The following is a 20,646-nucleotide window of genomic DNA, read 5'->3' as shown; positions in this document are numbered from 1 at the left end:
CACCTTTGGGTGTCCGGCCGGATCAATGTCTAGATCTCGCCACGCAGTTTGGCGAGGGCTTCGGCGAGAATCGCCTCGCCGTCCTCGTCGCTTCGCCGCTCTCGTACATAGGCGAGGTGGGTCTTGTACGGCTCGGTGCGCGGTGGGTCCGGCGGATTGTCCCGGTCCTGGCCGGCCGGGAATCCGCAGCGTGGGCAGTCCCACGTGTCCGGAACCTGCGCGTCATGGGCGAAGCTCGGCTGCGTCTCGTGCCCGTTGGAGCACCAGAAGGAGATGCGCAGGCGTGGCGCGGACTCGCCACGCTCGGCCTCACCCATCGGCCCCGCTCCGACCCGGCTTCCCCGGATCGCGTTGCCACTTGCCACGGTCGTAACTCCCTGCGTGAATGGTGCCGCAAGCATCAAGCGTCGAGAGGCAGCTCCGCTGTCGAGCGCCCCAGTCTACGTATGGCCCAACGCGCGTCCGGTGAGTGGAGTTACACCCCCATCGCCGGGACGCAGGGCCTCATGATAGGCCGCGCCCACGGCGACGTACCGTACGACTGGTCAGTTGTCCAGCTTCATCAGCAGACCAAGCACGACAATGCAGGCAAACCACGACATACCAACGACCACAGTGATGCGGTCGAGGTTGCGCTCGGCGACCGAGGAACCGCCGACGGACGACTGCATGCCGCCACCGAACATGTCGGAGAGGCCGCCGCCCTTCCCCTTGTGCATCAGCACCAGCAGCATCAGCAGCAGGCTGAAGACGATCAGGGCGATCGAGAACCCCATAATCACGGCTGGACCCTACTTTCCGGAATTCTCTCGAATTTAATCGGGATTGAACGGGACTGAACAGGACTGCAATGGACAACGGGGGCCGGCGGCATGTGTGAGATGCCGACTCGGCCCCCGTCAGGGTACGACGGATCCGCGCCCTCGCATACTTACTGGTCGCGGAACCTGACGATCTTGACGAACTCCTCGGCGTCCAGTGCCGCACCGCCGACAAGGGCGCCGTCCACATCCGGCTGCGCCATGATCGCGGCGACATTCCCGGACTTCACCGAGCCGCCGTACTGGATACGCACCTGGTCGGCCAGTTCCTGCGAGTACAGCTCCGCGAGCCGGCCGCGGATCGCTCCGCACACCTCCTGCGCGTCCTCGGGGGTGGCGACCTCGCCGGTGCCGATGGCCCACACCGGCTCGTACGCGATCACGACGGACTCGGCCTGGTCGGCCGGGATGTCCTTGAGACCGCCGTCGAGCTGCGCGAGCGTGTACGGGACCTGCTCGCCGGCCTTGCGGACGTCCAGGCCCTCGCCGACGCACAGGATCGGGGTCAGCCCGTGCTTGTAAGCGGCCCGCACCTTCGCGTTGCACAGCTCGTCGGTCTCGGCGTGGTACTGGCGGCGCTCGCTGTGGCCGACGGCCACGTACGCGCACTTCAGCTTCGCCAGCATCAGCCCGGAGACCTCGCCGGTGTAGGCGCCGGAGTCGTGCGAGGAGATGTCCTGGGCGCCGTACTTGATCTTGAGCTTGTCGCCGTCGACCAGCGTCTGCACGGACCGCAGATCGGTGAACGGCACCAGAACGGCCGTCTCGACCGCGTCGTGGTCCTTCTCGGTCAGGGCGAAGGCGAGCTTCTGGACGTGCGCGATGGCCTCGAGATGGTTGAGGTTCATCTTCCAGTTGCCCGCCATCAGCGGGGTACGGGCGGTCTTCTCGGTCGGGGTTTCAGCTGCCATCAGTTGGTCAGTCCTCCAGTGCGGCGAGGCCGGGAAGCGTCTTGCCTTCGAGGTATTCGAGGCTGGCGCCGCCACCGGTCGAAATGTGGCCGAATGCGTTTTCGTCGAAACCGAGGATCCGGACGGCGGCGGCGGAGTCGCCACCACCGACGACCGTGAAGGCGTCGGAGTCGATCAGGGCCTGGGCGACGGCCCGGGTGCCCTCGGCGTAGTCGGGGTGCTCGAAGACACCCATGGGGCCGTTCCAGAAGACGGTCGCGGCGTCGGCGAGCTTCGACGCGTACAGCCGGTTGGTCTCGGGACCGTTGTCGAGGCCCATCGAGTCGGCCGGGATGGCGTCGACGGCGACGGTCGTCGGGTTCGCCGGCGCCTTCGTCTTCAGGTCGGGGAACGAGGGCGCTACCAGGACGTCGACCGGCAGGACGAACTCCACGCCCCGCTCGTCGGCGCGCTTCAGATACTCCTGGACGGCCGGGATCTGGTCCTCCTGGAGCAGCGAGGTGCCGACCTCGTGGCCCTGGGCCTTGAGGAAGGTGTACGCCATGCCGCCGCCGATCAGGATGCGGTCGGCCTTCTCCAGCAGATGGTCGATGACGCCGAGCTTGTCGGAGACCTTGGCGCCGCCGAGGACGACCGCGTACGGCCGTGCGACGTCGTCGGTGAGCTTCTTGAGCACGCCGACCTCGGTGGCGATCAGACCGCCCGCCGCGTGCGGCAGCCGGGCCGGCAGGTCGAAGACCGAGGCGTGCTTGCGGTGGACGGCGCCGAAGCCGTCGCCCACGTAGAGGTCGGCGAGCTCGGCGAGCTTGTCGGCGAAGGCGCCGCGCTCGGCGTCGTCCTTCGACGTCTCACCGGCGTTGAAGCGGAGGTTCTCGATGACGGCGACCCGGCCGTCCGCGAGGGCGGCGACGACGGCCTTGGCGGAGTCGCCGACGGTGTCGGTCGCGAACGCGACGTCGGCGCCGAGGAGTTCACCGAGCCGCGCGGCGGCGGGGGCCAGCGAGAAGGCGGGGTCCGGCGCGCCCTTCGGGCGGCCGAGGTGGGACGCCACGATCACCCGGGCGCCGGCCTCGGCGAGCCTGGCGACAGTGGGCTGCACGGCGCGGATCCGGCCGTCGTCGGTGATGGTGGTGCCGTCGAGCGGCACGTTGAGGTCGGCCCGGACGAAGACGCGCTTGCCGGCGACCCCTTCGTCGAGAAGTTCGTCGATCGTCTTCATGTATCAGTGACTCCTTGAGAGCGGCTCCACGTCCCGCGACGGGCGAGCACACAGAAGAGCGAGCACACACAGCACAAGCACACAGCACACAGACGACAGGGCCCGGTCAGCGCCACGTCGCGCCGCACGAGCCCTGTCGTTCACATCGGGAGTTGCCTAGACCGCTGTCAGAGCTGGCCACCGATGAAGGTGGTCAGGTCGACCAGCCGGTTGGAGTAGCCCCACTCGTTGTCGTACCAGCCGATGATCTTCACGCTCTTGCCCTGGACCAGGGTCAGGGAGGCGTCGAAGGTGCAGGAGGCCGGCCAGTTCACGATGTCCGAGGAGACGATCGGGTCCTCGGTGTAGTCGAGGAGGCCCTTGAGCTGGCCCTCGGAAGCCTTCTGGAACGCGGCGTTGACCTCGTCCTTGGTCACCTCGCGCTCCAGCTCGACCACCAGGTCGGTGACGGAACCCGTCGGGACCGGGACGCGCATCGCGATGCCGTCGAGCTTGCCTTCGAGCTCCGGGATCACCAGGGCGGTCGCCTTGGCGGCGCCGGTGGTGGTCGGAATGATGTTCTCGGCGGCGGCACGGGCGCGGCGCAGGTCCTTGTGCGGGAAGTCCAGGATGCGCTGGTCGTTGGTGTACGCGTGGACCGTCGTCATCAGGCCCTTGACGATGCCGAAGTTCTCCAGGAGAACCTTGGCCATCGGCGCCACACAGTTGGTGGTGCAGGAGGCGTTGGAGATGACGTTGTGGTTCGCCGGGTCGTACTTGTCCTGGTTGACGCCCATCACGATGGTGATGTCCTCGTCCTTGGCCGGAGCCGAGATGAGGACCTTCTTGGCGCCGCCCGCGATGTGCTTCTCGGCGTCGGCCTTCTTGGTGAAGATGCCGGTCGACTCGATGACGATGTCGACGCCCAGCTCACCCCAGGGGATGTCGGCCGGGTTGCGCTCGGAGAGCACCTTGAACGTCTTGCCGTCGACGGTGATCGTGTCGGCGGTGTGGCTCACCTCTGCCTTGAGGCGACCCATGATGGTGTCGTACTTCAGCAGATGAGCGGTGGTCGCGGTGTCACCCAGGTCGTTGACAGCCACGATCTCGATGTCGGCACCCTGCTCCAGCAGCGCGCGGAAGTAGCTGCGACCGATGCGGCCAAAGCCGTTGATGCCTACGCGGATCGTCACGAACCGATCTCCTCGTTGGTACGCCGGGTTTCGACGCCGGCGAGTGCGTATGGGATGTCCCCGACCACTTATGACCCTACCTCTCCCCAGGCGCCTCGGTGACATCGAGTGGCCGCTACGCGCGGGCGGCGCCCCTTACCCCTACCGGGCGGCGCCCCGTACCGCCCGGTAGGGGTACGGGGCGCCGCCGCCGGGGGGACGCCGCGCCGGTGGCGCCGGTGCGGTCAGCGCCGCAGGGCCCGCAGCGCCTTTCCGAGTAGCGCCGCGCGCCGCTCCGCGTCCGTGACCTGCTCCAGCCCGAAGCCGAGCAGGACGGTGTCCTTCGTGGTGACCGCCGCCGCGCCGGTGCCGACGTCGTACGTCCCCGCCGCCGCGCTGGCGAACCGCGGGAAGAGGTCGGGGGCGAGGACGGAGGAGGTGACGGTGTACGTACCGGCCTGGTCCAGCGGGTTGCCCGGCAAGGCGCCGAGCGGTCCCGACGTCCCGAGGAGCGCGCCGGCCCCGGTGAAGGCGGTGGCGCCCGCCGTGGAGGCCCGCCCGTAGGCGCCGAGGTAGTACTGGCTGAAGTCGTTCGTCTGCGTACGGCCGACCTGCGCGTTCCCGCCGGCCCGCTCGCCCGCCTCGATCAGCTTGCCGCCCTCGTTGAGGAAGTCGCGTACGGCGATCTGTGTATCGCCGTCGGAGGTGACGGCGCCGGTGTGGTGGACGACGGTGGAGAAGTGGCTCAGGACGCCCAGCGGGTGCGGTGCGCCCTGGGTGGCGACGTCCCAGACGACGGCGGTACGGCCGTTGGCCCGCAGCGCGTCGACGTACGTCCGCGCGTACTGCGCCGGCGCGCCCTCGTCGGCGATGACGAGGGTGTCGGCCCTGGGGCGTTCGGCGACGGTGTAGGTGAAGCGGTCGCCGGTGGTGCGCTTGCCGCTCTTGGTACGGCCGGTGAACCAGACCTCGACGCGGTCGCCCGGGTCGGCGTCCTCGATCTCGGCGCGGTACTCGTCGAAGTACAGGTTGTCCTCGCCGCCGTAGGTCTCGCCGCCCTTCCAGGCCCGCAGGTCCTCGTCGTGCGCACGGCCGCCGTTGATCCGGTAGTTCAGTTCCTTGTCCCGCACCGACTTGCGGGCGGTGACGGCCACTTCCTGGTCGGCGCCGCGCGCGTAGGAGGTGGTGAAGGTGTCGGGCGTGAAGTCGGGGGCGCTCAGGCCGACCGAGGAGGACGGCTGGTCGGGGTGGGCGGCGGTCTCGGCGACGGAGAGCGCGAAGGGGATGTTCTTGGCGAACTCCGCCTGGATCAGCTTCTCGTCGTCGGGGAAGTTGAAGCCGGACCGGCAGTCGTCCGCTTCCCAGGCGTCGTCGGGGACGCTGTCGGAGACCGTCTCGCAGGTGGTCATCTCCGGGGTGAACATCATGATCCCGTTGACGTTGGCGCCGTGTCCGTCGGCCTCGCCGTTGGTGGTGTACAGCTCGGAGGAGACCTGCGGGTAGTAGCCGGGGACGGCCGAGTTCTCCGGAGTGCCGGCGAGCGACCGGTAGAGGACGTCGTCGGGGGTGGGCATGGCGACCTGCCAGCCCACACCGTAGAGGAGCAGTTCGGCGGCGGAGTGCCAGTTGATGCCGTAGTCGAACCCGATGCGCTTCTGGAGGCGGTCGATCGCCTGGGTCTCGGGCTCGGAGCCGGGTGAGGCGCCCCGGTAGGTCTCGCTGGTGGAGTTGGGTGACGAACCCTCGTTGTCGTAGCCCCACTTGTAGGTGAAGTTACGGTTCAGGTCGATGCCGTCACCGCGGCCGATGACGCCGTCGGCGTTGACGTCGCGGAGGTTCTTGCGCCAGAGGCGGTTGGCGTCGGCGGCGTGGGTCCAGTCGTAGCCGTCGGGGTTGGCGGACAGGACGAACCACAGCTCGGTGGTGTCGACGATCTTCGTGATCCTCGGGTCCTTGCCGTAGTTGTCCAGATAGTGGTGCATCAGCCGCCGTGTCATCTCGGGAGTGATCCACTCCCGGGCGTGCTGGTTGGACATGTAGAGCACGGAGGGCTTGGTGCCGTCCTTGGCCTTGGCCGCGCCCTTGGTGAGCTTGAGGGCGAGGATGTCCTTGCCCTGGACGGTCTTGCCGATGGAGACGACCTTGGTGAGTCCGGGGTGGGCCGCGCCGGCCTCGGTTATCTCCTCCTGGAGGCCGCCGGGACCGCTGTACGGGCGGTAGACGCCGTCGCCGGCCGCCTCCAGCCGCGATTGTGTCCGCTCGGAGATCTTTCGCTCGGTGACCTCGACGCCCCGGTCCTCCAGGGCGCGGGCCTGGTCGTCGGTGAGGAACAGCTCGACCTTCGCCGTGCCGCCCTTCGGCACCGATTCGCCCAGCTCGTGGGCGTCCTGGCCGGCCGCGATGAGCAGTGGCACCTGCTCGGCGGTGACCTCGGCGTCGAAGACCTTCAGGGTGTCCCCGGCCGCGGCCGGGGACGTGTCGGTGGCGGTCCCGGCCTGGGCGCCGGGTGCTGCCGTGATTCCGCCCAGCAACAGTGCGCCCGCCGCGAGGATCGCTCTCGCTCCGCGTCTCATGTGCCCCCCTTGCTGTGGTCCGCCACAGGCGTGACGGGACGCCGTCAGATTCACCAACCCGCATGACCATGTCAAGGGCGCCTCAAGGCCAAGCAAAATGCCGCTGTCGGCCCCCGACGGGGTACCGGCAGCGGCACGTTGACGTACCTCGATGCGGGCGTTCTGTGCGCTTGGATCGCGCCGCCCTCCTTACGGAAGGCGCGTCACTCAGCCGACGAGGCCGTCCGCCATCTCCTCCGACAGCGTCGACTCGGTCCCCGGGATGCCCAGGTCCTGCGCCTTCTTGTCCGCCATGGCCAGCAGCCTGCGGATCCGGCCGGCGACCGCGTCCTTGGTGAGCGCCGGATCGGCGAGCGCGCCCAGCTCCTCCAGCGACGCCTGCTTGTGCTCCATCCGCAGGCGGCCGGCGGCGGCGAGGTGCTCGGGCACCTCCTCGCCCAGGATCTCCAGCGCCCGCTGCACCCGGGCCCCGGCCGCCACGGCCGCGCGGGCCGAGCGGCGCAGATTCGCGTCGTCGAAGTTGGCGAGGCGGTTGGCCGTCGCGCGGACCTCACGGCGCATCCGCCGCTCCTCCCACGCCAGCACCGACTCGTGCGCCCCGAGCCGCGTCAGCAGCGCCCCGATCGCGTCCCCGTCCCGTACGACGACCCGGTCCACGCCGCGCACCTCGCGCGCCTTGGACGGGATCTGGAGTCTGCGGGCCGCGCCGACGAGCGCGAGGGCCGCCTCGGGCCCCGGGCAGGTCACCTCCAGCGAGGAGGAGCGCCCCGGCTCGGTGAGCGAGCCGTGGGCGAGGAACGCGCCCCGCCAGGCCGCCTCGGCGTCGCAGGTCGCGCCGGAGACCACCTGGGGAGGCAGTCCGCGGATCGGCCGGCCACGGCCGTCGACCAGACCCGTCTGACGGGCCAACTGGTCACCGCCGGTAATCACCCGTACGACGTAGCGGCTGCCGCGGCGGAGTCCGCCGGGGGCCATCACCACAAGCTCCGAGTTGTGCCCGAAGATCTCCAGGATGTCCTTGCGGAGCCGGCGCGCGGCGATGCTGGTGTCCAGCTCCGCCTCGATCACAATGCGTCCGCTCACGAGGTGGAGACCACCCGCGAACCGGAGAATCGCCGAGACTTCGGCCTTCCTGCAGCACGTACGGGTGACGGGAAGCCGGGCGATCTCGTCCTTCACCGCTGCCGTCATCGCCATGGGCCGATCCTTCCATGCATCCGAAAAATACGGTCGTACGCGGCGGCCAACAGTTCCGGGTCGTGCTTCGGAAGTCCATCGGGTCGGGCCACGGGAGCCAGCTCGACCGCGGCACCGAGCCGCTTCGCGGCATCGGAGAGTGATTCGCTGTCGGGCACGGCGGCCTCGTCGGCCAGCACCACGTCCAGGGCGAGTTTAGGGGCGTGTCGTCCCAAAACCTCCAAATGACGCTGCGGTGAGAAGCCATCGGTTTCACCGGGTTGTGGTGCGAGGTTCAGTGAGAGGACCCGGCGGGCCTTCGTCTCGACCAGCGCGTCGAGCAGCTCGGGCACGAGCAGATGGGGGATCACGGAGGAGAACCAGGAGCCGGGACCGAGCACCACCCAGTCGGCGTCGAGGACCGCGGCGACGGCTTCGGGGACCGCCGGCGGGTCGTTCGGCACGAGATGCACGGACTGCACCTCGCCGCGGGTCAGGGCGACCGTGGCCTGTCCCCGTACGGTGTCGATGTCGTCGGGGCGGTCCGGGTCGTGGCCCCGTACGAGCGCCTGAAGCTCCAGCGGCACCGCGGACATCGGCAGCACCCGGCCGTGGGCGCCGAGGAGCTTGCCGACCAGGTCCAGGGCCAGCACATGGTCACCGAGCTGTTCCCACAGGGCGACGATCAGCAGATTGCCGACCGCGTGCTCGTGCAGGTCGCCCTTGGACTGGAAGCGGTGCTGGATGACACGGGCCCAGGTCTGGCCCCAGTCGTCGTCGCCGCACAGCGCCGCCAGCGCCTTGCGCAGATCACCGGGCGGCAGCACGCCCAGCTCCTCGCGGAGCCGCCCGCTGGAGCCGCCGTCGTCGGCGACCGTGACGACCGCCGTGAGATCGCCGGTGATCCGGCGCAGCGCCGTCAGGGAGGCGGACAGCCCCATGCCGCCGCCGAGTGCGACGACCTTGGGCTGGGCGCCGCGGCCGCGGCCGGCCAGCGCGGGCGTCGCCCTGCGCAGCCGCCGCAGCCGGAAGTTGCGTCCGGTCACTCGCGCCCCATGTCCCGGTGGACGACCACGGTCTCGATCCCCTCGGCGGCCAGCCGGGCGCCCAGCTTCTCCGACATGGCGACGGAGCGGTGCTTGCCGCCGGTGCAGCCGACGGCGACGGTCACATAGCGCTTGCCCTCGCGGCGGTAGCCGGTGGCGATCAGCTCCAGCAGTTCGGTGTAGCGGTCCAGGAACTCCTTGGCGCCCGGCTGGTTGAAGACATAGCCCGACACCTCCTCGTTGAGGCCGGTGAACGGGCGCAGCTCGGGAACCCAGTGCGGGTTCGGCAGGAAACGGCAGTCGACCACGAGGTCGGCGTCGACCGGCAGGCCGTACTTGTAGCCGAACGACATGACCGTGGCCCGCAGCTCCGGCTCCTCGTCGCCGGCGAACTGGGCGTCCATCTTGGCCCGCAGCTCGTGGACGTTGAGGCTGGAGGTGTCGATGACCAGGTCGGCGTCGCCGCGCAGCTCGCGCAGCAGGTCGCGCTCGGCCTCGATGCCGTCGACGATCCGGCCGTCGCCCTGGAGGGGGTGCGGACGGCGTACGGACTCGAAGCGGCGGACCAGGGCCTCGTCGGAGGACTCCAGGAACACGATCCGCCGGGTGACCTGCTTGGCGTCGAGGTCGGCCAGCGACTCGCGAAGATTGTCGAAGAAGCGGCGTCCCCGGACGTCGACGACCACGGCGATCCGGGCCACGTTGCCCTGCGAGCGGGCGCCCAGCTCCACCATCGTGGGGATCAGGGCGGGCGGCAGGTTGTCCACGACGAACCAGCCGAGGTCCTCCAGGCACTTCGCGGCCGTGCTGCGGCCCGCGCCCGACATGCCGGAGATGATCACCAGCTCGGGGATGGCGGGCTCGGGGACGGTCCCTTCGGGCGCGTCCGCCGTGTCGGTCCCCTCGGGCGCGTCTGCCGTGTCGGTCCCCTCGACGGGCTCCCCGGCGTTCTCCCGAGTGGTCGCCCCGTCCGTCGCCGCCGCCCCCTCCGCGGTCTCCTTGGGCTCACCCGTACTCACGTCTGCCACTCCGTCCCGGTCTTGCTCAGTCATGCGTGCTGCCCCCGTCGTCTTCCATGATCTCTCCTGTCGCCGTGTTCACAGCGGGCGCGGCGGGTGCCGCCTGGGCGAGGGCCACGGCCACGGACTCGGCCGTCTTGCGGCCGAGACCGGGCACCTCACAGATCTGCTCGATTGTGGCCTGCCGGAGCTTCTTCACCGAGCCGAAATGCTTGATGAGTGCCTGTTTCCGGGTCTCGCCGAGGCCGGGGACGTCGTCCAGGGGGCTGGTCCGGATGCGTTTGGCCCGTTTGGCCCGCTGATAGGTGATGGCGAAGCGGTGGGCCTCGTCACGTACGCGCTGGAGAAGGTACAGCCCTTCGCTGGAGCGGGGGAGCACCACGGGGTCGTCGTCGTCGGGCACCCAGACCTCCTCCAGGCGCTTGGCGAGGCCGCAGACGGCGACGTCGTCGATGCCCAGCTCGTCCATGGCCCGCTTGGCAGCGGCCACCTGCGGCTGTCCGCCGTCGACCACGACGAGCTGGGGCGGGTACGCGAAGCGCTTGGGCCTGCCGTCGTCCTCCTTGAGAGGCGACGAACCGGAGTGGCCGTTGTGCCCGTTCTCGCCGGGGGCGGCCGGGGTCTGGGGGGTCAGTTCCCGGCCGGCCGGGTCCTGCCCGTTCTCGTCGGGGACGGTGGAGCCCTCGTCCTCCTCCGTCCACTCCCCCGTGCGCTCCTTCTCCGCGAGGTAGCGCTTGAAGCGCCGGCCGATCACCTCGTGCATGGAACGGACGTCGTCCTGGCCCTCGAAGCCCTTGATCTGGAAGCGGCGGTACTCGCTCTTGCGGGCGAGGCCGTCCTCGAAGACGACCATCGAGGCGACGACGTCGTCACCCTGGAGGTGCGAGATGTCGAAGCACTCGATACGCAGCGGCACACTGTCCAGATCGAGCGCCCGCGCGATCTCCTCCAGGGCGCGGGAGCGTGTCGTGAGATCGCTCGCGCGCTTGGTCTTGTGCAGGACGAGGGACTGCTGGGCGTTACGCCCCACCGTCGCCATCAGGTCCTTCTTGTCGCCGCGCTGCGGGATGCGCAGCGAGACGTGCGAGCCGCGGCGCTCGCTCAGCCACTGGGCGAGCGCCTCTGTCTCCAGCTGGTCCTCGGGCAGGGCGGGGACCAGGACCTCCTTGGGAACCGAGTCGCCGCTCTCCTCGCCGTACAGCTGCTGAAGCGCGTGCTCGACGAGGCCCGCCGTGTCGACCGCCTCGACCTTGTCGGTGACCCAGCCGCGCTGACCGCGCACACGTCCGCCGCGGACGTGGAAGATCTGGACGGCCGCCTCCAGCTCGTCCTCGGCGACGGCGATCAGGTCGGCGTCGGTGGCGTCGGCGAGGACGACGGCGCTCTTCTCCATCGCCCGGCGCAGCGCCCCTATGTCGTCCCGAAGCCGGCCCGCCTTCTCGTACTCCAGGTCCTCGGCGGCGATCGTCATCCGCTGTTCGAGACGGCGGATGTACGCGCCGGTGCGGCCGGCCATGAAGTCGCAGAACTCCTCGGCCAGTTCACGGTGCTCGTCCGGCGTGACACGGCCGACGCAGGGCGCCGAGCACTTGCCGATGTAGCCGAGGAGGCAGGGGCGTCCGGTGCGCTCGGCGTTCTTGAACACCCCGGCGGAGCAGGTGCGTACGGGAAAGACACGGAGCATCAGGTCGACGGTCTCGCGGATGGCCCACGCGTGGCCGTACGGACCGAAGTAGCGCACGCCCTTCTTCTTGGCGCCGCGCATGACCTGTACGCGCGGGAATTCCTCGTTCAGCGTGACCGCGAGATACGGATAGCTCTTGTCGTCCCGGTACTTGACGTTGAATCGGGGGTCGTACTCCTTGATCCACGAGTACTCCAGCTGGAGCGCCTCGACCTCGGTGGAGACGACGGTCCACTCGACGGAGGCGGCCGTGGTGACCATCGTGCGGGTGCGCGGGTGGAGATTCGCCAGGTCCTGGAAGTAGCTGGAGAGCCGGGGGCGCAGGCTCTTGGCCTTCCCGACGTAGATCACCCGGCGGTGGTCGTCGCGGAACCTGTAGACCCCCGGGGAGTCGGGGATCTGTCCCGGCTTGGGGCGATAGCTGGAGGGGTCGGCCATGTCCTCCACCCTACTTGCGGGCACCGACAGTCCGGCCGCGCCAGGTGCGCTCAGGCGCCGGAGCCGGCGACGAGCCGGCCGTCCTTCGCGCTGATCGGGACCTCGGGCAGCGGCACCGTCGCGGGGCCCTTCGTCGCCCTGCCCGTCGTGACGTCGAACCGGCTGCCGTGGCAGGGGCAGTTGCCCTCGGTGCCCTCCACCTTGTCCAGCACACAGCCCGCGTGGGTGCACTGCGCGCTGAAGGCCCTGTACCGGCCCTCGGCGGGACAGCTCACCACCAGACGCTCCTCGCGGTAGAGCTTGGCCCCGCCGACCGGTACCGCGTCCGCCGCGCCGAGGTCGACCGGGGCGGTCGGGGTCGGCTCCTCGGCGTGCCCCAGCTTCGACTCGGTGGAGCAGGCGGCCACACCGGCACCGGCCGCGCCGGCGAGTGCGACACCCTTCAGGACGGTACGACGGGGGGTGGGCCGGGCGGGCATGGTGTCTCCACTGGTCAGCAGGCTGGCGTGCTCGGAAGGCTGGCTCTGCGTTCGACCCTACCGGGGGCGTTTGCGGCGCCTTCCTCGGGCATCGCGGGTGGCCGTCACGGGGTGGTGGTCGCCGGGTGGTGGTCGCGGGGTGATGGTCGCGGGGTGGCCGTCGCGCACACGCTGTCGCACGTGAGGACGATGGGTTACGTTCGGCGGCGTGATCGTCGTCGCCGGAGAGTCCCTGATCGATCTGGTCCCGCAGCCCGCCGCCGGTGGCCCGCTGGCGCCCCTGCTGCCCCGGCTCGGCGGCGGCCCGTACAACACCGCCGTCGCCCTCGGCCGGCTCGGCACACCGACCGCCTTCTGCTCGCGCGTCTCCACGGACGCCTTCGGCGCGGCCCTGCTGGACGGTCTGCGCTCGGACCGGGTCGACACCTCCCTCGTACAGCGCGGCCCCGAACCGACGACGCTCGCGGTCGCCTCCGTAGGAAGCGACGGTTCGGCCGGCTACGCGTTCTACGCGCAGGGCACCGCCGACCGCCTGTTCGAGCTGCCGCCCCAACTGCCGCCGTCGACAAGGGCGCTCGCGCTGGGCACCTGCTCGCTCGTCCTCGAACCGGGCGCGAGCGCGTACGAGGCGCTGCTGCGCCGTGAGGCGGACCGCGGGGTCTTCACCCTGCTCGACCCGAACATCCGGCCGCCGCTGATCCCGGACGCCGACGCCTACCGCGCGCGCTTCGCGGGCTGGCTGCCGTACGTGTCGCTCCTGAAGCTCTCCGAGGAGGACTCCCGGTGGCTCGGCGGGGTGCCGCGCGGCCCGGCGGCCGTGGTGGTGACGCGCGGCGCCGACGGGCTGACCGTACGGACGCGGGCCGGGGCGGAGTTCGCGGTACCGGCCGCCCCGGTGGACGTCGTGGACACGATCGGCGCGGGTGACACCGTGAACGCCGCGCTGCTGCACCGGCTGGCCGCCCTCGACGCCCTGTCGGAGCGGGCGCTGGAGGCGCTGGACGCGGGGCAGTGGCGGGACATCCTCGGCTTCGCCGCGCGGGCCGCCGCGGTCACCTGCTCCCGCACCGGCGCTGAGCCTCCCTATGAGGCCGAGGTGCGATAGGGGGAGGAGACGGGGTCGACCGGGGCTTCGACTGCGGGTGCGGCCTCGGTACGGACGACGCCGAGGCGGCGGACGGGGCGGGTGACGACACCGAGGACGCGGACGGGGACGGCGACCGGGACGGGGGCGTGGACGACGACGGGTCGGGAGCGGGAGCCGGACCGGCCGTGCGGGTGGGCGACGGCAGGAAACCCGTGCGGGTGAAGTACTCCACATACGTACGGAAGAGCTGTTCGTCGATGTCGGGGCAGCCGATCCCGCTGCCCTCCAGCGCACGCCGGGTGTCCTCCGCGTCGAAGAGCACGCTCCCCTCCGAGCCCCCTCCGCGTGTCTCGGCGGCCATGGCCGTCAGCAGCGGGAAGGCGGCGTTGCCGGGATCCGCCTCGGTGGCGGCGAGCCAGTCGGCGGCCGGGACGTCCCTGACGGCGTGGCCGAGTGCGCGCAGGCGCGCCACGGCGGTGTCCATACGCAGCGGGCGCTCCCCCGCGATGTGGAACGTCCGCCCCGCCGACCGGGGTTGGCGGGAGAGCGCCACCACGGCGGCGCTGACGAAGTCCACGGGCACGAGGTCGAAGGCGGTGTCGACGTCCGACGGGGCCACTCCCGACTGGACGCAGCCCTTCAGCAGCAGCCACATGAAGTCGCCCGTCTGGCAGACGCCGGTGGTCGACTCGCCGGTGATCCGGGTGGGCCGGTAGACGGAGACGGGCAGCCCGCGGGCGCGCGCGGCCTCGACAAGGCGCTCCGCGGCCCATTTGCTCCGCGTGTAGCCGTGTTCGAGGGCGTCGGCCGGTCCGGTCGGGTCCTGCGGCCGTACGGGGCGTGCGGGGCGTACCGGGCGAGCGGGCCCGCCGCCGACGCCGTACGCGCTCTCGGCCCCGCCGCCTCCGTACACACCGACGGTGGAGATGTGGTGGACGGGCACGGTGCGGTGCAGGGCGGCCAGCCGCAGGATCTCCTGCGTGCCGTACACGTTGGCGTCTCTCAACTGCTCGTAGGAGAACACCAGGTTGACGGCGGCTCCGGAGTGGTAGACGGCGTCGACGGTGCGGGCGAGCCGGTCGAAGTCGGCCGCCGAGAGCCCCAGTCGGGGCCGGGCCAGATCGCCCGTGACGACGGTGACGCGGTGTTCGGTGGACGGGTCGGTGAGGCCGTACGACTCGCGGGCGGAGCGCAGGCGTTTCTCGGCGTTCGGCCGGTCGCTGCCGCGCACCAGGCAGTGGACGGTGGCGTCGGTCCGGCGCAGCAGTTCCCTCAGTAGGAAGGCGCCGAGGAAGCCGGTGGCTCCGGTGAGGAGGACATGTTCCGGGTCGGGGACGACGGTGCGGACATCGGCGGCGGCAACGATGTCGGGGGCGAGTCGTATGTCGTCGGTGAGGTCGGGGGCGGCTTCCTTACGCCCTCCTACTGAGGAGGCGTCCACCAGTGCGGCGAGGCCGGTGACGGTCGGTGAGGTGAAGACGGAACGGAGCGGTATCCGTACGGCCAGCTCCTCCCGGAGTGCGAGGACGAGCCGGGTCGCCAGTAGGGAATCGCCGCCGAGCGCGAAGAAGTCGTCGTGCGCGCCGATGGTGCCGGGGCCGAGCAGGGCCGACCACAGCTGGGCGATCCGCTCCTGTGTGGCGGTGAGCGGCGCGACGGCCCGTGCGGTGTCGTCGTCGCAGGCGGTATCCTCCCGGTCCTCGCCTCCGTCTCCGCCTCTCCGCTCGGCGAGTGCGGCGCGGTCGACCTTGCCGCTGGACGTGAGCGGGAAGCGGTCGACCAGTAGGCAGCGCGCCGGGACCAGCGGGTCGGGCAGCCGGGCGCGCAGCCGCTGCCGTATCTCCTCGGGACCGGCCACGTCCGGGTCGGCGGCGATGTAGTACGCGAGGAGTCGCTTGCCGGCTCCCGGGCCGAGGTCCTGGGCCACGACCGCCGCGTCGGCCACGCCGGGCTGGGCGCGTACGGCGGCCTCCACCTCGCCGGTCTCCACCCGGTGGCCCCGGATCTTGACCTGGCCGTCGCTCCGGCCGACGTACTGGATCCGGCCGTCGGGCAGCAGCCGGGCCAGGTCACCGGTGCGGTAGAAGCGGCTGCCCGCCCGCGTATCCGTGCCCGTCGCCGCTCCGGGGAGGTCGCCGGGCACGAACCTCTCGGCCGTCAGCTCGGGGCGTCCCACATAGCCGCGCGCGACCACCGGTCCGCCGACGCAGATCTCCCCCACGGCGCCCGCCGGGACGGGCCGCAGCCGCTCGTCCAGCAGCAGGACCGTGGCGCCGTCGACGGGGCGTCCGATGCTCGGCAGATCGGGCCAGGCGGCCGGGTCGGGGCCCAGCCGCTCCGCCGTCACGACGTGGGTCTCGGAGGGGCCGTACTGGTTCTCCAGCGTGGCCGAGGTGAGCGTGCCGAAGAACTGCCGCAGGGCGGGCGTGACATGGAGCTGTTCGCCCGCCGTGAGGACCTCTTGAAGAGCGTCGCAGCGACGGCCGGTGACGCACGCGTACTCCACCAGCTGCTGCAACGCGACGAACGGCAGGAACAGCCGCTCGATCCGCTCCGACACGATCAGATCGAGCAGTTGGTGCGGGTCCCGGCGGATCTGTTCGTCGACGAGGACGAGCGTCCCGCCCGCCGCCCAGGTGGCGAAGATCTCCTGGAACGCGACGTCGAAGCCGAGGGGCGCGAACTGAAGGGTGCGCGCCCCCGTACTCGGGTCCGGCCCGGTCGCCGACCGGCGCCGCTGCCAGTCGATCAGATTGGCCAGCGGGCCGTGTTCCATGGCGACACCCTTGGGCCGGCCCGTGGAACCCGAGGTGTAGATGACGTACACGAGGTCGTCGGGCCCGACCGGGACGACGGGGCCGGTGAACGGCGATGTGCCGTCAGCTTGCCCCGGCACGCCCGGCGCGTCGTCCGCGTCCGGCACCTCCGCGTCCGGAACCTCCTCGCTCGGCAGGTCGTCGAGGAGCACCGCCTCGACGCCGACGGGCAGTTCGGCCGGCCGGCACCCGCGTTGGGTGAGCAGGACGTCGATCCCGCTGTCCCGTACCGTGAACGCGATCCGCTCCGCCGGATGGCGCGGGTCGATCGGCACACAGCTGCCGCCCGCCTTCAGCACCCCGAGGACGGCCACCGGCAGATCCGCCGTCCGCTCCACGCACACACCGACGGGGCGGCGTACGGCGCCTCGCGCGACGAGCAGCGCGGCGACCCGGTCGGCCGCCGCGTCCAGCTCCGCGTACGACAGGGTCCGCCCGTGCGCGACGACGGCGGGCATGTCCGGTGCCAGCCGGGCCGAACGCGCGAACGCCTCGTGCACGAGCGGGACTTCGGGGGGCGGACGCTCGCCGTGCGCCCATTCGGCGAGCGTCCGCCGTTCCTCGTCGGCGGGCATGACCGCCAGCTCCTGGAGCGCGGTCTCCGGGCGGGCGACGGCGTCGGCGACGAGCGTACGGAACCGGGCCGCCAGGCGCTCCACCGTCGGGTGGTCGAAGAGGTCGGCGGAGTACTCCCACAGTCCGCGGTACCCGTCCCCGTCGGGCATCAGGTGCAGGAACACGTCGTACTTGGCCGTCCCGTCGTGCACCTGGAGGCGCTCGGCCGCCACGCCGGGCAGGGAGAGCGCCGACGGCGGCGCGTCGTCGACCGCGAACACCACCTGGAACAGCGGGAACCGGCTCAGGGTGCGCTCGACGCCCAGCTCGCGCACCAGATGGCTGTACGGCACGTCCTTGTGCCGGACGGTCGATCGGACCTGGTGCTTCATCTCCAGCACCAGGTCCGTGAACGACCGGTCGTGGCGCGGCCGTCCGCGCAGCGGCAGCACATCGGTGAGGCAGGCGATGAGGTCCTCGGTCTCCGGCTCGTCGCGGCGCGACACCGGCGTGCCGATGACGAGGTCGTCCTGGCCGGTGTGCCGCCCGATCAGCGCGGTCAGCGCCGCGGCCAGCACCACGAAACGCGTCGTCCGCAGCCGGGCGGCGAGGCCGCGTATCAGCGCTCCCGTGGCGGCGTCGACACCGAACTCCACCTGGCCGCCGTGGTGGCTGAGGGCCTGCGGGCGGGGGCGGTCGGCCGGGAAGGACGACTCGTCGGGCGCGCCGGCCAGTTCGGCCCGCCAGTGCTCGACCAGCCGCGCGCGGTGTTCGCCGTCGGTGCTCCGCTGGCGCCGGGCGTACGGCCCCGACTGGACGGGCAGTTCGGGCAGCCGGGGCGCCCGTCGCTCCACCTCGGCGCGGTACAGCTCGCTGAACTCCTGGTCGAGGAGGCTGAAGCACCAGCCGTCGATGACGGCGTGGTGGATCGCGACGGCGAGCACGGACTCACCGTCCGGGCGCGGGTGTGGGCGCGGGGGCGAGTCGGTGGCGTCGTGGTCCGCGCCGTCGGCGGCTTCGGCTTCGGCGCCCTCGGTAATCACCAGCAGCGTGGCCTTCAGCAGCGGCGGTTCGGCGAGGTCCGTCTGCCGGGTGACGGCGTCCCTGAGCGCCGACGCCCGCTCGTCCGCTGTGATCCGCCGTACGTCGACCGGGACCCGCATCGGCGGGAGCACGATCTGCCGGGGGGCGCCGTCCACCAGCATCAGCCTGCTGCGCAGCGCTTCGTGCCGGGCCACGATGCCGGTCAGCGCCGCCTCGACGGCAACGATGTCGAGGGGTCCGCGCAGTCGGTGGACCCACGACTCCACATAGCGCGAGGTGCCTTGCTGGTACTGGTCGTTGAGCCAGATCGACTCCTGCTCGAACGACATCGGGTAGGTACGCGGTTCCATCGCTTCTCGCTTCGTGGTGCGAACGACTGGGACGGACCTCTGGGGGGTGGCGGCTGAGGCCGGTGCGGCGATATTCAGACACCGATCATGCGTCTATCGGCCCGGCTGGTCCAACAGAGCGACGATGTCGATCTTTCCGTTGGGCGTCCGGGGGAAGGCCCGGATCCGCCGGACGTCGTCGGGCACCTGGGCCCGCGGCAGTACGGCGGCGAGCGATTTCCGTACGGTGTCCGGCTCGGGGGCGGCGCCGTCGACCGGCCCGTCGGCGTCACTGGTGCCGCCTGTCCCGGCGAGCGGTTCCGCGGTGTAGAACAGCGCCAGCCGCTCGTACGCACCGCTCTGACCAGCCACGGGAAGCACGGCGCACTCCCGGACGCCCGCCAGGCGCAGGGCCGCGGACTCTGTCTCGGCGGGCTCGACGCGATGCCCGGAGATCTTGATCTGCCGGTCGGCACGGCCGTGGAAGTGCAGTGTCCCGTCGCTGTCCAGCCGGCCGAGATCGCCGGTGCGGTAGATCCTTCTGGGGCCGGTGCCGGGGTCGAATGTGGCGAAACTCTCCGCCGTCGCCCGCTCGTTGCCGAGGTAGCCGTCCGCCAGGCCCTCCCCCGAGACACAAATCTCACCGAGCGCGCCGGGCGGGACCTCGTGGTCGCCGTCGAGGACATGGATCTCGGTGCCGGGGACCGGCGTGCCGAGCGGGATGCCGTACTCGGCCTCGCAGTCGGCGGGCCGGATCCGGTGGGTGGTGACGAAGACGCAGCACTCGACCGGGCCGTAACCGTTGAGCAGGGTGATCCCGGGGTGACGGGCGAGGAAGGCCCGGATGTGCGGGGCGGAGAGCCGCTCGCCGCCGGTGAAGACCTGGCGCAGCCCGGTGAAGCAGTCGGGGTCCTCGTCCACGAAGAGGTTGAAGAGGGCGGCGGTGAGCCAGATCGTGTCCAGGCCGGTGGATTCGACGAGTTCGGCCAGGTCGTCGGGGAGGAAGTAGTCGCCGTCGACCAGCACGGCCGTGCCGCCGGTGGTCAGCATGCTCCACAGTTCGAGGGTGAGCGCGTCCCAGGAGACGGGTGCGGCCTGGGGCATCACACGGCCGGGGCCGAAGTCGGCGAAGCTGTCCGGGCCGAACAGCCGGGTGGTGGCCCGGTGCGGCGAGAGCACCCCCTTGGGGGTGCCGGTGGTGCCGGAGGTGAAGAACACGGTGGCGGGCGCGGCCCCGTCGGCCCCGTCCTGATCAGGCGCGGCGCTCGTGTCCGGGGCCCGTCCGGCCGCTTCGGTCAACTCCTCGGCGGGTGGCGTCCATACGGTGCGGCCGTCGGCGGCCGTCGCGGGCGACGCGCCCTCGGCCGGCGAGGGGGCCACGACGACGGGTGGCGCCAGCATGCCGAGTACGGTCCGCAGTCGGTCGGCGGGCAGTTTCGGGTCCAGCGCCGCGTAGGCGGCACCACGTTTGAGTACGGCGAGGAGCACGGCCACCAGTTGGGGCGAGCGTGGCAGCAGCACGGGCACCAGCCGTCCGGGGCCGACACCGAGTCGGCCCAGCTCCGCGGCGTACGCCTCCGCCGCCCGGTCGAGCGTCCGGTAGCTGACGGTCCGGCCCGCGAAGACGAGTGCGGTGGCGTCCGGCCGCAGACGGGCCTGGTGCGCGACGGCCTCGTGGATGAGCCGCGCACCGGGCGGACGAGGCACGGGGGACATGCGGGACATGAGAAGTCGGTCTCCGTCCCCGTCAGACGGCTTCGCCGCGGGCGATCACGGCGGCGCTGAAATCGGCGACCGTCTCACTGTCGAAGACCGTGTCGGGAGAGACCCGGATGCCCAGCTCCCGTTTGACGCGGGTGCATATGCGTACCGCTTGGAGGGATGTGCCGCCGAAGTCGAAGAAGCTGTCGGAGGGCTTCAACTCGTCGGCTCCGAGGACCTCTGCCATGATCCGGACGACGGAATCGCTGTCGCCGCGCTGCTGCTCGGACACCTTCATCTCGCATCCTGCCGATTGATGGAAGGTGACCACGTTGGCCCGTGCCTTCAGGGAGTTGATCCGGGCCTTGTTGAGGACGTCCAGCGACTCCTGTCCGTGCGCCATCGCGCCCCGCAGCTCGGCCCTGGCCACCGTGTGTCCCACGGCCAGCCAGAGCAGGACCACCGTGGCCGCGGCCGTCGCAGCGAGCAGCCCGTGGTTGAAGACGCGGTTCGTCCTGCGGTAGTTGCGCCGCTGCATCCACACCAGCGCGCCCAGCGCGACGATCCCCGCCCCCAGGGCTGGGGGTACCCACCTTC

At 71.1% G+C, this 20,646-nt stretch carries 14 protein-coding genes and 1 pseudogene; 1 reads left to right on the top strand and 14 read right to left on the bottom strand.

Annotation, left to right across the window (positions count from 1 at the left end; genetic code table 11):
* Positions 1-29: 29 nt before the first annotated feature.
* The 11 genes and pseudogenes from ACFUN8_RS30880 to ACFUN8_RS30830 all read right to left on the bottom strand — a co-directional run bounded on the left by ACFUN8_RS30880 (position 30) and on the right by ACFUN8_RS30830 (position 12,517).
* A complete protein-coding gene (locus ACFUN8_RS30880) occupies positions 30-365 on the bottom strand; it encodes an RNA polymerase-binding protein RbpA (RefSeq protein ID WP_382562839.1) in 336 nt (111 codons plus the stop codon).
* 180 nt (positions 366-545) lie between these two features.
* On the bottom strand, positions 546-782 hold the full coding sequence (gene secG / locus ACFUN8_RS30875; protein ID WP_354607055.1) for a preprotein translocase subunit SecG: 237 nt from the start codon (positions 780-782) through the stop codon (positions 546-548).
* A 149-nt stretch (positions 783-931) separates the two neighbouring features.
* Positions 932-1,732: a triose-phosphate isomerase gene (gene tpiA, locus ACFUN8_RS30870; RefSeq protein WP_383644770.1), complete on the bottom strand. Its 801-nt coding sequence runs from the start codon at positions 1,730-1,732 to the stop codon at positions 932-934.
* A gap of 7 nt (positions 1,733-1,739) precedes the next feature.
* On the bottom strand, positions 1,740-2,951 hold the full coding sequence (locus ACFUN8_RS30865; RefSeq protein ID WP_383644767.1) for a phosphoglycerate kinase: 1,212 nt from the start codon (positions 2,949-2,951) through the stop codon (positions 1,740-1,742).
* Between the two features lie 167 nt (positions 2,952-3,118).
* Positions 3,119-4,123: a type I glyceraldehyde-3-phosphate dehydrogenase gene (gene gap, locus ACFUN8_RS30860; RefSeq protein WP_383644764.1), complete on the bottom strand. Its 1,005-nt coding sequence runs from the start codon at positions 4,121-4,123 to the stop codon at positions 3,119-3,121.
* A 356-nt stretch (positions 4,124-4,479) separates the two neighbouring features.
* A pseudogene (locus ACFUN8_RS30855) lies at positions 4,480-6,675 on the bottom strand (M14 family metallopeptidase); the annotation flags it as partial.
* Between the two features lie 207 nt (positions 6,676-6,882).
* On the bottom strand, positions 6,883-7,872 hold the full coding sequence (gene whiA, locus ACFUN8_RS30850) for a DNA-binding protein WhiA (RefSeq protein WP_023542507.1): 990 nt from the start codon (positions 7,870-7,872) through the stop codon (positions 6,883-6,885).
* Entirely contained in the window at positions 7,863-8,897 is a 1,035-nt protein-coding gene (gene yvcK / locus ACFUN8_RS30845; protein WP_383644761.1) for a uridine diphosphate-N-acetylglucosamine-binding protein YvcK, read from the bottom strand. The genes whiA and yvcK overlap by 10 nt, the downstream gene beginning before the upstream one ends.
* The gene (gene rapZ / locus ACFUN8_RS30840; protein WP_383644758.1) at positions 8,894-9,949 is read right to left on the bottom strand and encodes an RNase adapter RapZ; all 1,056 of its coding nucleotides are present in this window, start codon (positions 9,947-9,949) and stop codon (positions 8,894-8,896) included. The genes yvcK and rapZ overlap by 4 nt, the downstream gene beginning before the upstream one ends.
* Entirely contained in the window at positions 9,942-12,038 is a 2,097-nt protein-coding gene (uvrC, locus tag ACFUN8_RS30835) for an excinuclease ABC subunit UvrC (protein WP_383644756.1), read from the bottom strand. The genes rapZ and uvrC overlap by 8 nt, the downstream gene beginning before the upstream one ends.
* 50 nt (positions 12,039-12,088) lie before the next feature.
* A complete protein-coding gene (locus ACFUN8_RS30830; RefSeq protein WP_383644753.1) occupies positions 12,089-12,517 on the bottom strand; it encodes a Rieske (2Fe-2S) protein in 429 nt (142 codons plus the stop codon).
* Positions 12,518-12,725: 208 nt separating this feature from the next.
* Between ACFUN8_RS30830 and ACFUN8_RS30825 the strand changes: the two genes are divergently transcribed.
* The gene (locus tag ACFUN8_RS30825) at positions 12,726-13,622 is read left to right on the top strand and encodes a carbohydrate kinase (RefSeq protein ID WP_383644750.1); all 897 of its coding nucleotides are present in this window, start codon (positions 12,726-12,728) and stop codon (positions 13,620-13,622) included.
* Here ACFUN8_RS30825 and ACFUN8_RS30820 read toward each other — a convergent pair.
* From ACFUN8_RS30820 to ACFUN8_RS30810, 3 genes are all read right to left on the bottom strand, one after another.
* Positions 13,570-18,369 (bottom strand): amino acid adenylation domain-containing protein, encoded by a 4,800-nt coding sequence (locus ACFUN8_RS30820; RefSeq protein ID WP_383644747.1) that lies wholly within the window; start codon positions 18,367-18,369, stop codon positions 13,570-13,572. The two genes, ACFUN8_RS30825 and ACFUN8_RS30820, sit on opposite strands and share 53 nt — an antisense overlap.
* 93 nt (positions 18,370-18,462) lie before the next feature.
* Complete coding sequence (locus ACFUN8_RS30815; RefSeq protein WP_383644744.1) at positions 18,463-20,064, bottom strand: amino acid adenylation domain-containing protein; 1,602 nt, start codon at positions 20,062-20,064, stop codon at positions 18,463-18,465.
* Between the two features lie 31 nt (positions 20,065-20,095).
* Positions 20,096-20,646 (bottom strand): acyl carrier protein (locus ACFUN8_RS30810; RefSeq protein ID WP_383644741.1); only part of this gene is annotated, 551 nt, incomplete at its 5' end.

This window comes from Streptomyces sp. NPDC057307 (assembly GCF_042667665.1).
Taxonomy (GTDB): Bacteria; Actinomycetota; Actinomycetes; order Streptomycetales; family Streptomycetaceae; genus Streptomyces.
Note: the sequence above shows the minus strand (reverse complement) of the source record. Positions and strands in the feature narration are given on the sequence as shown.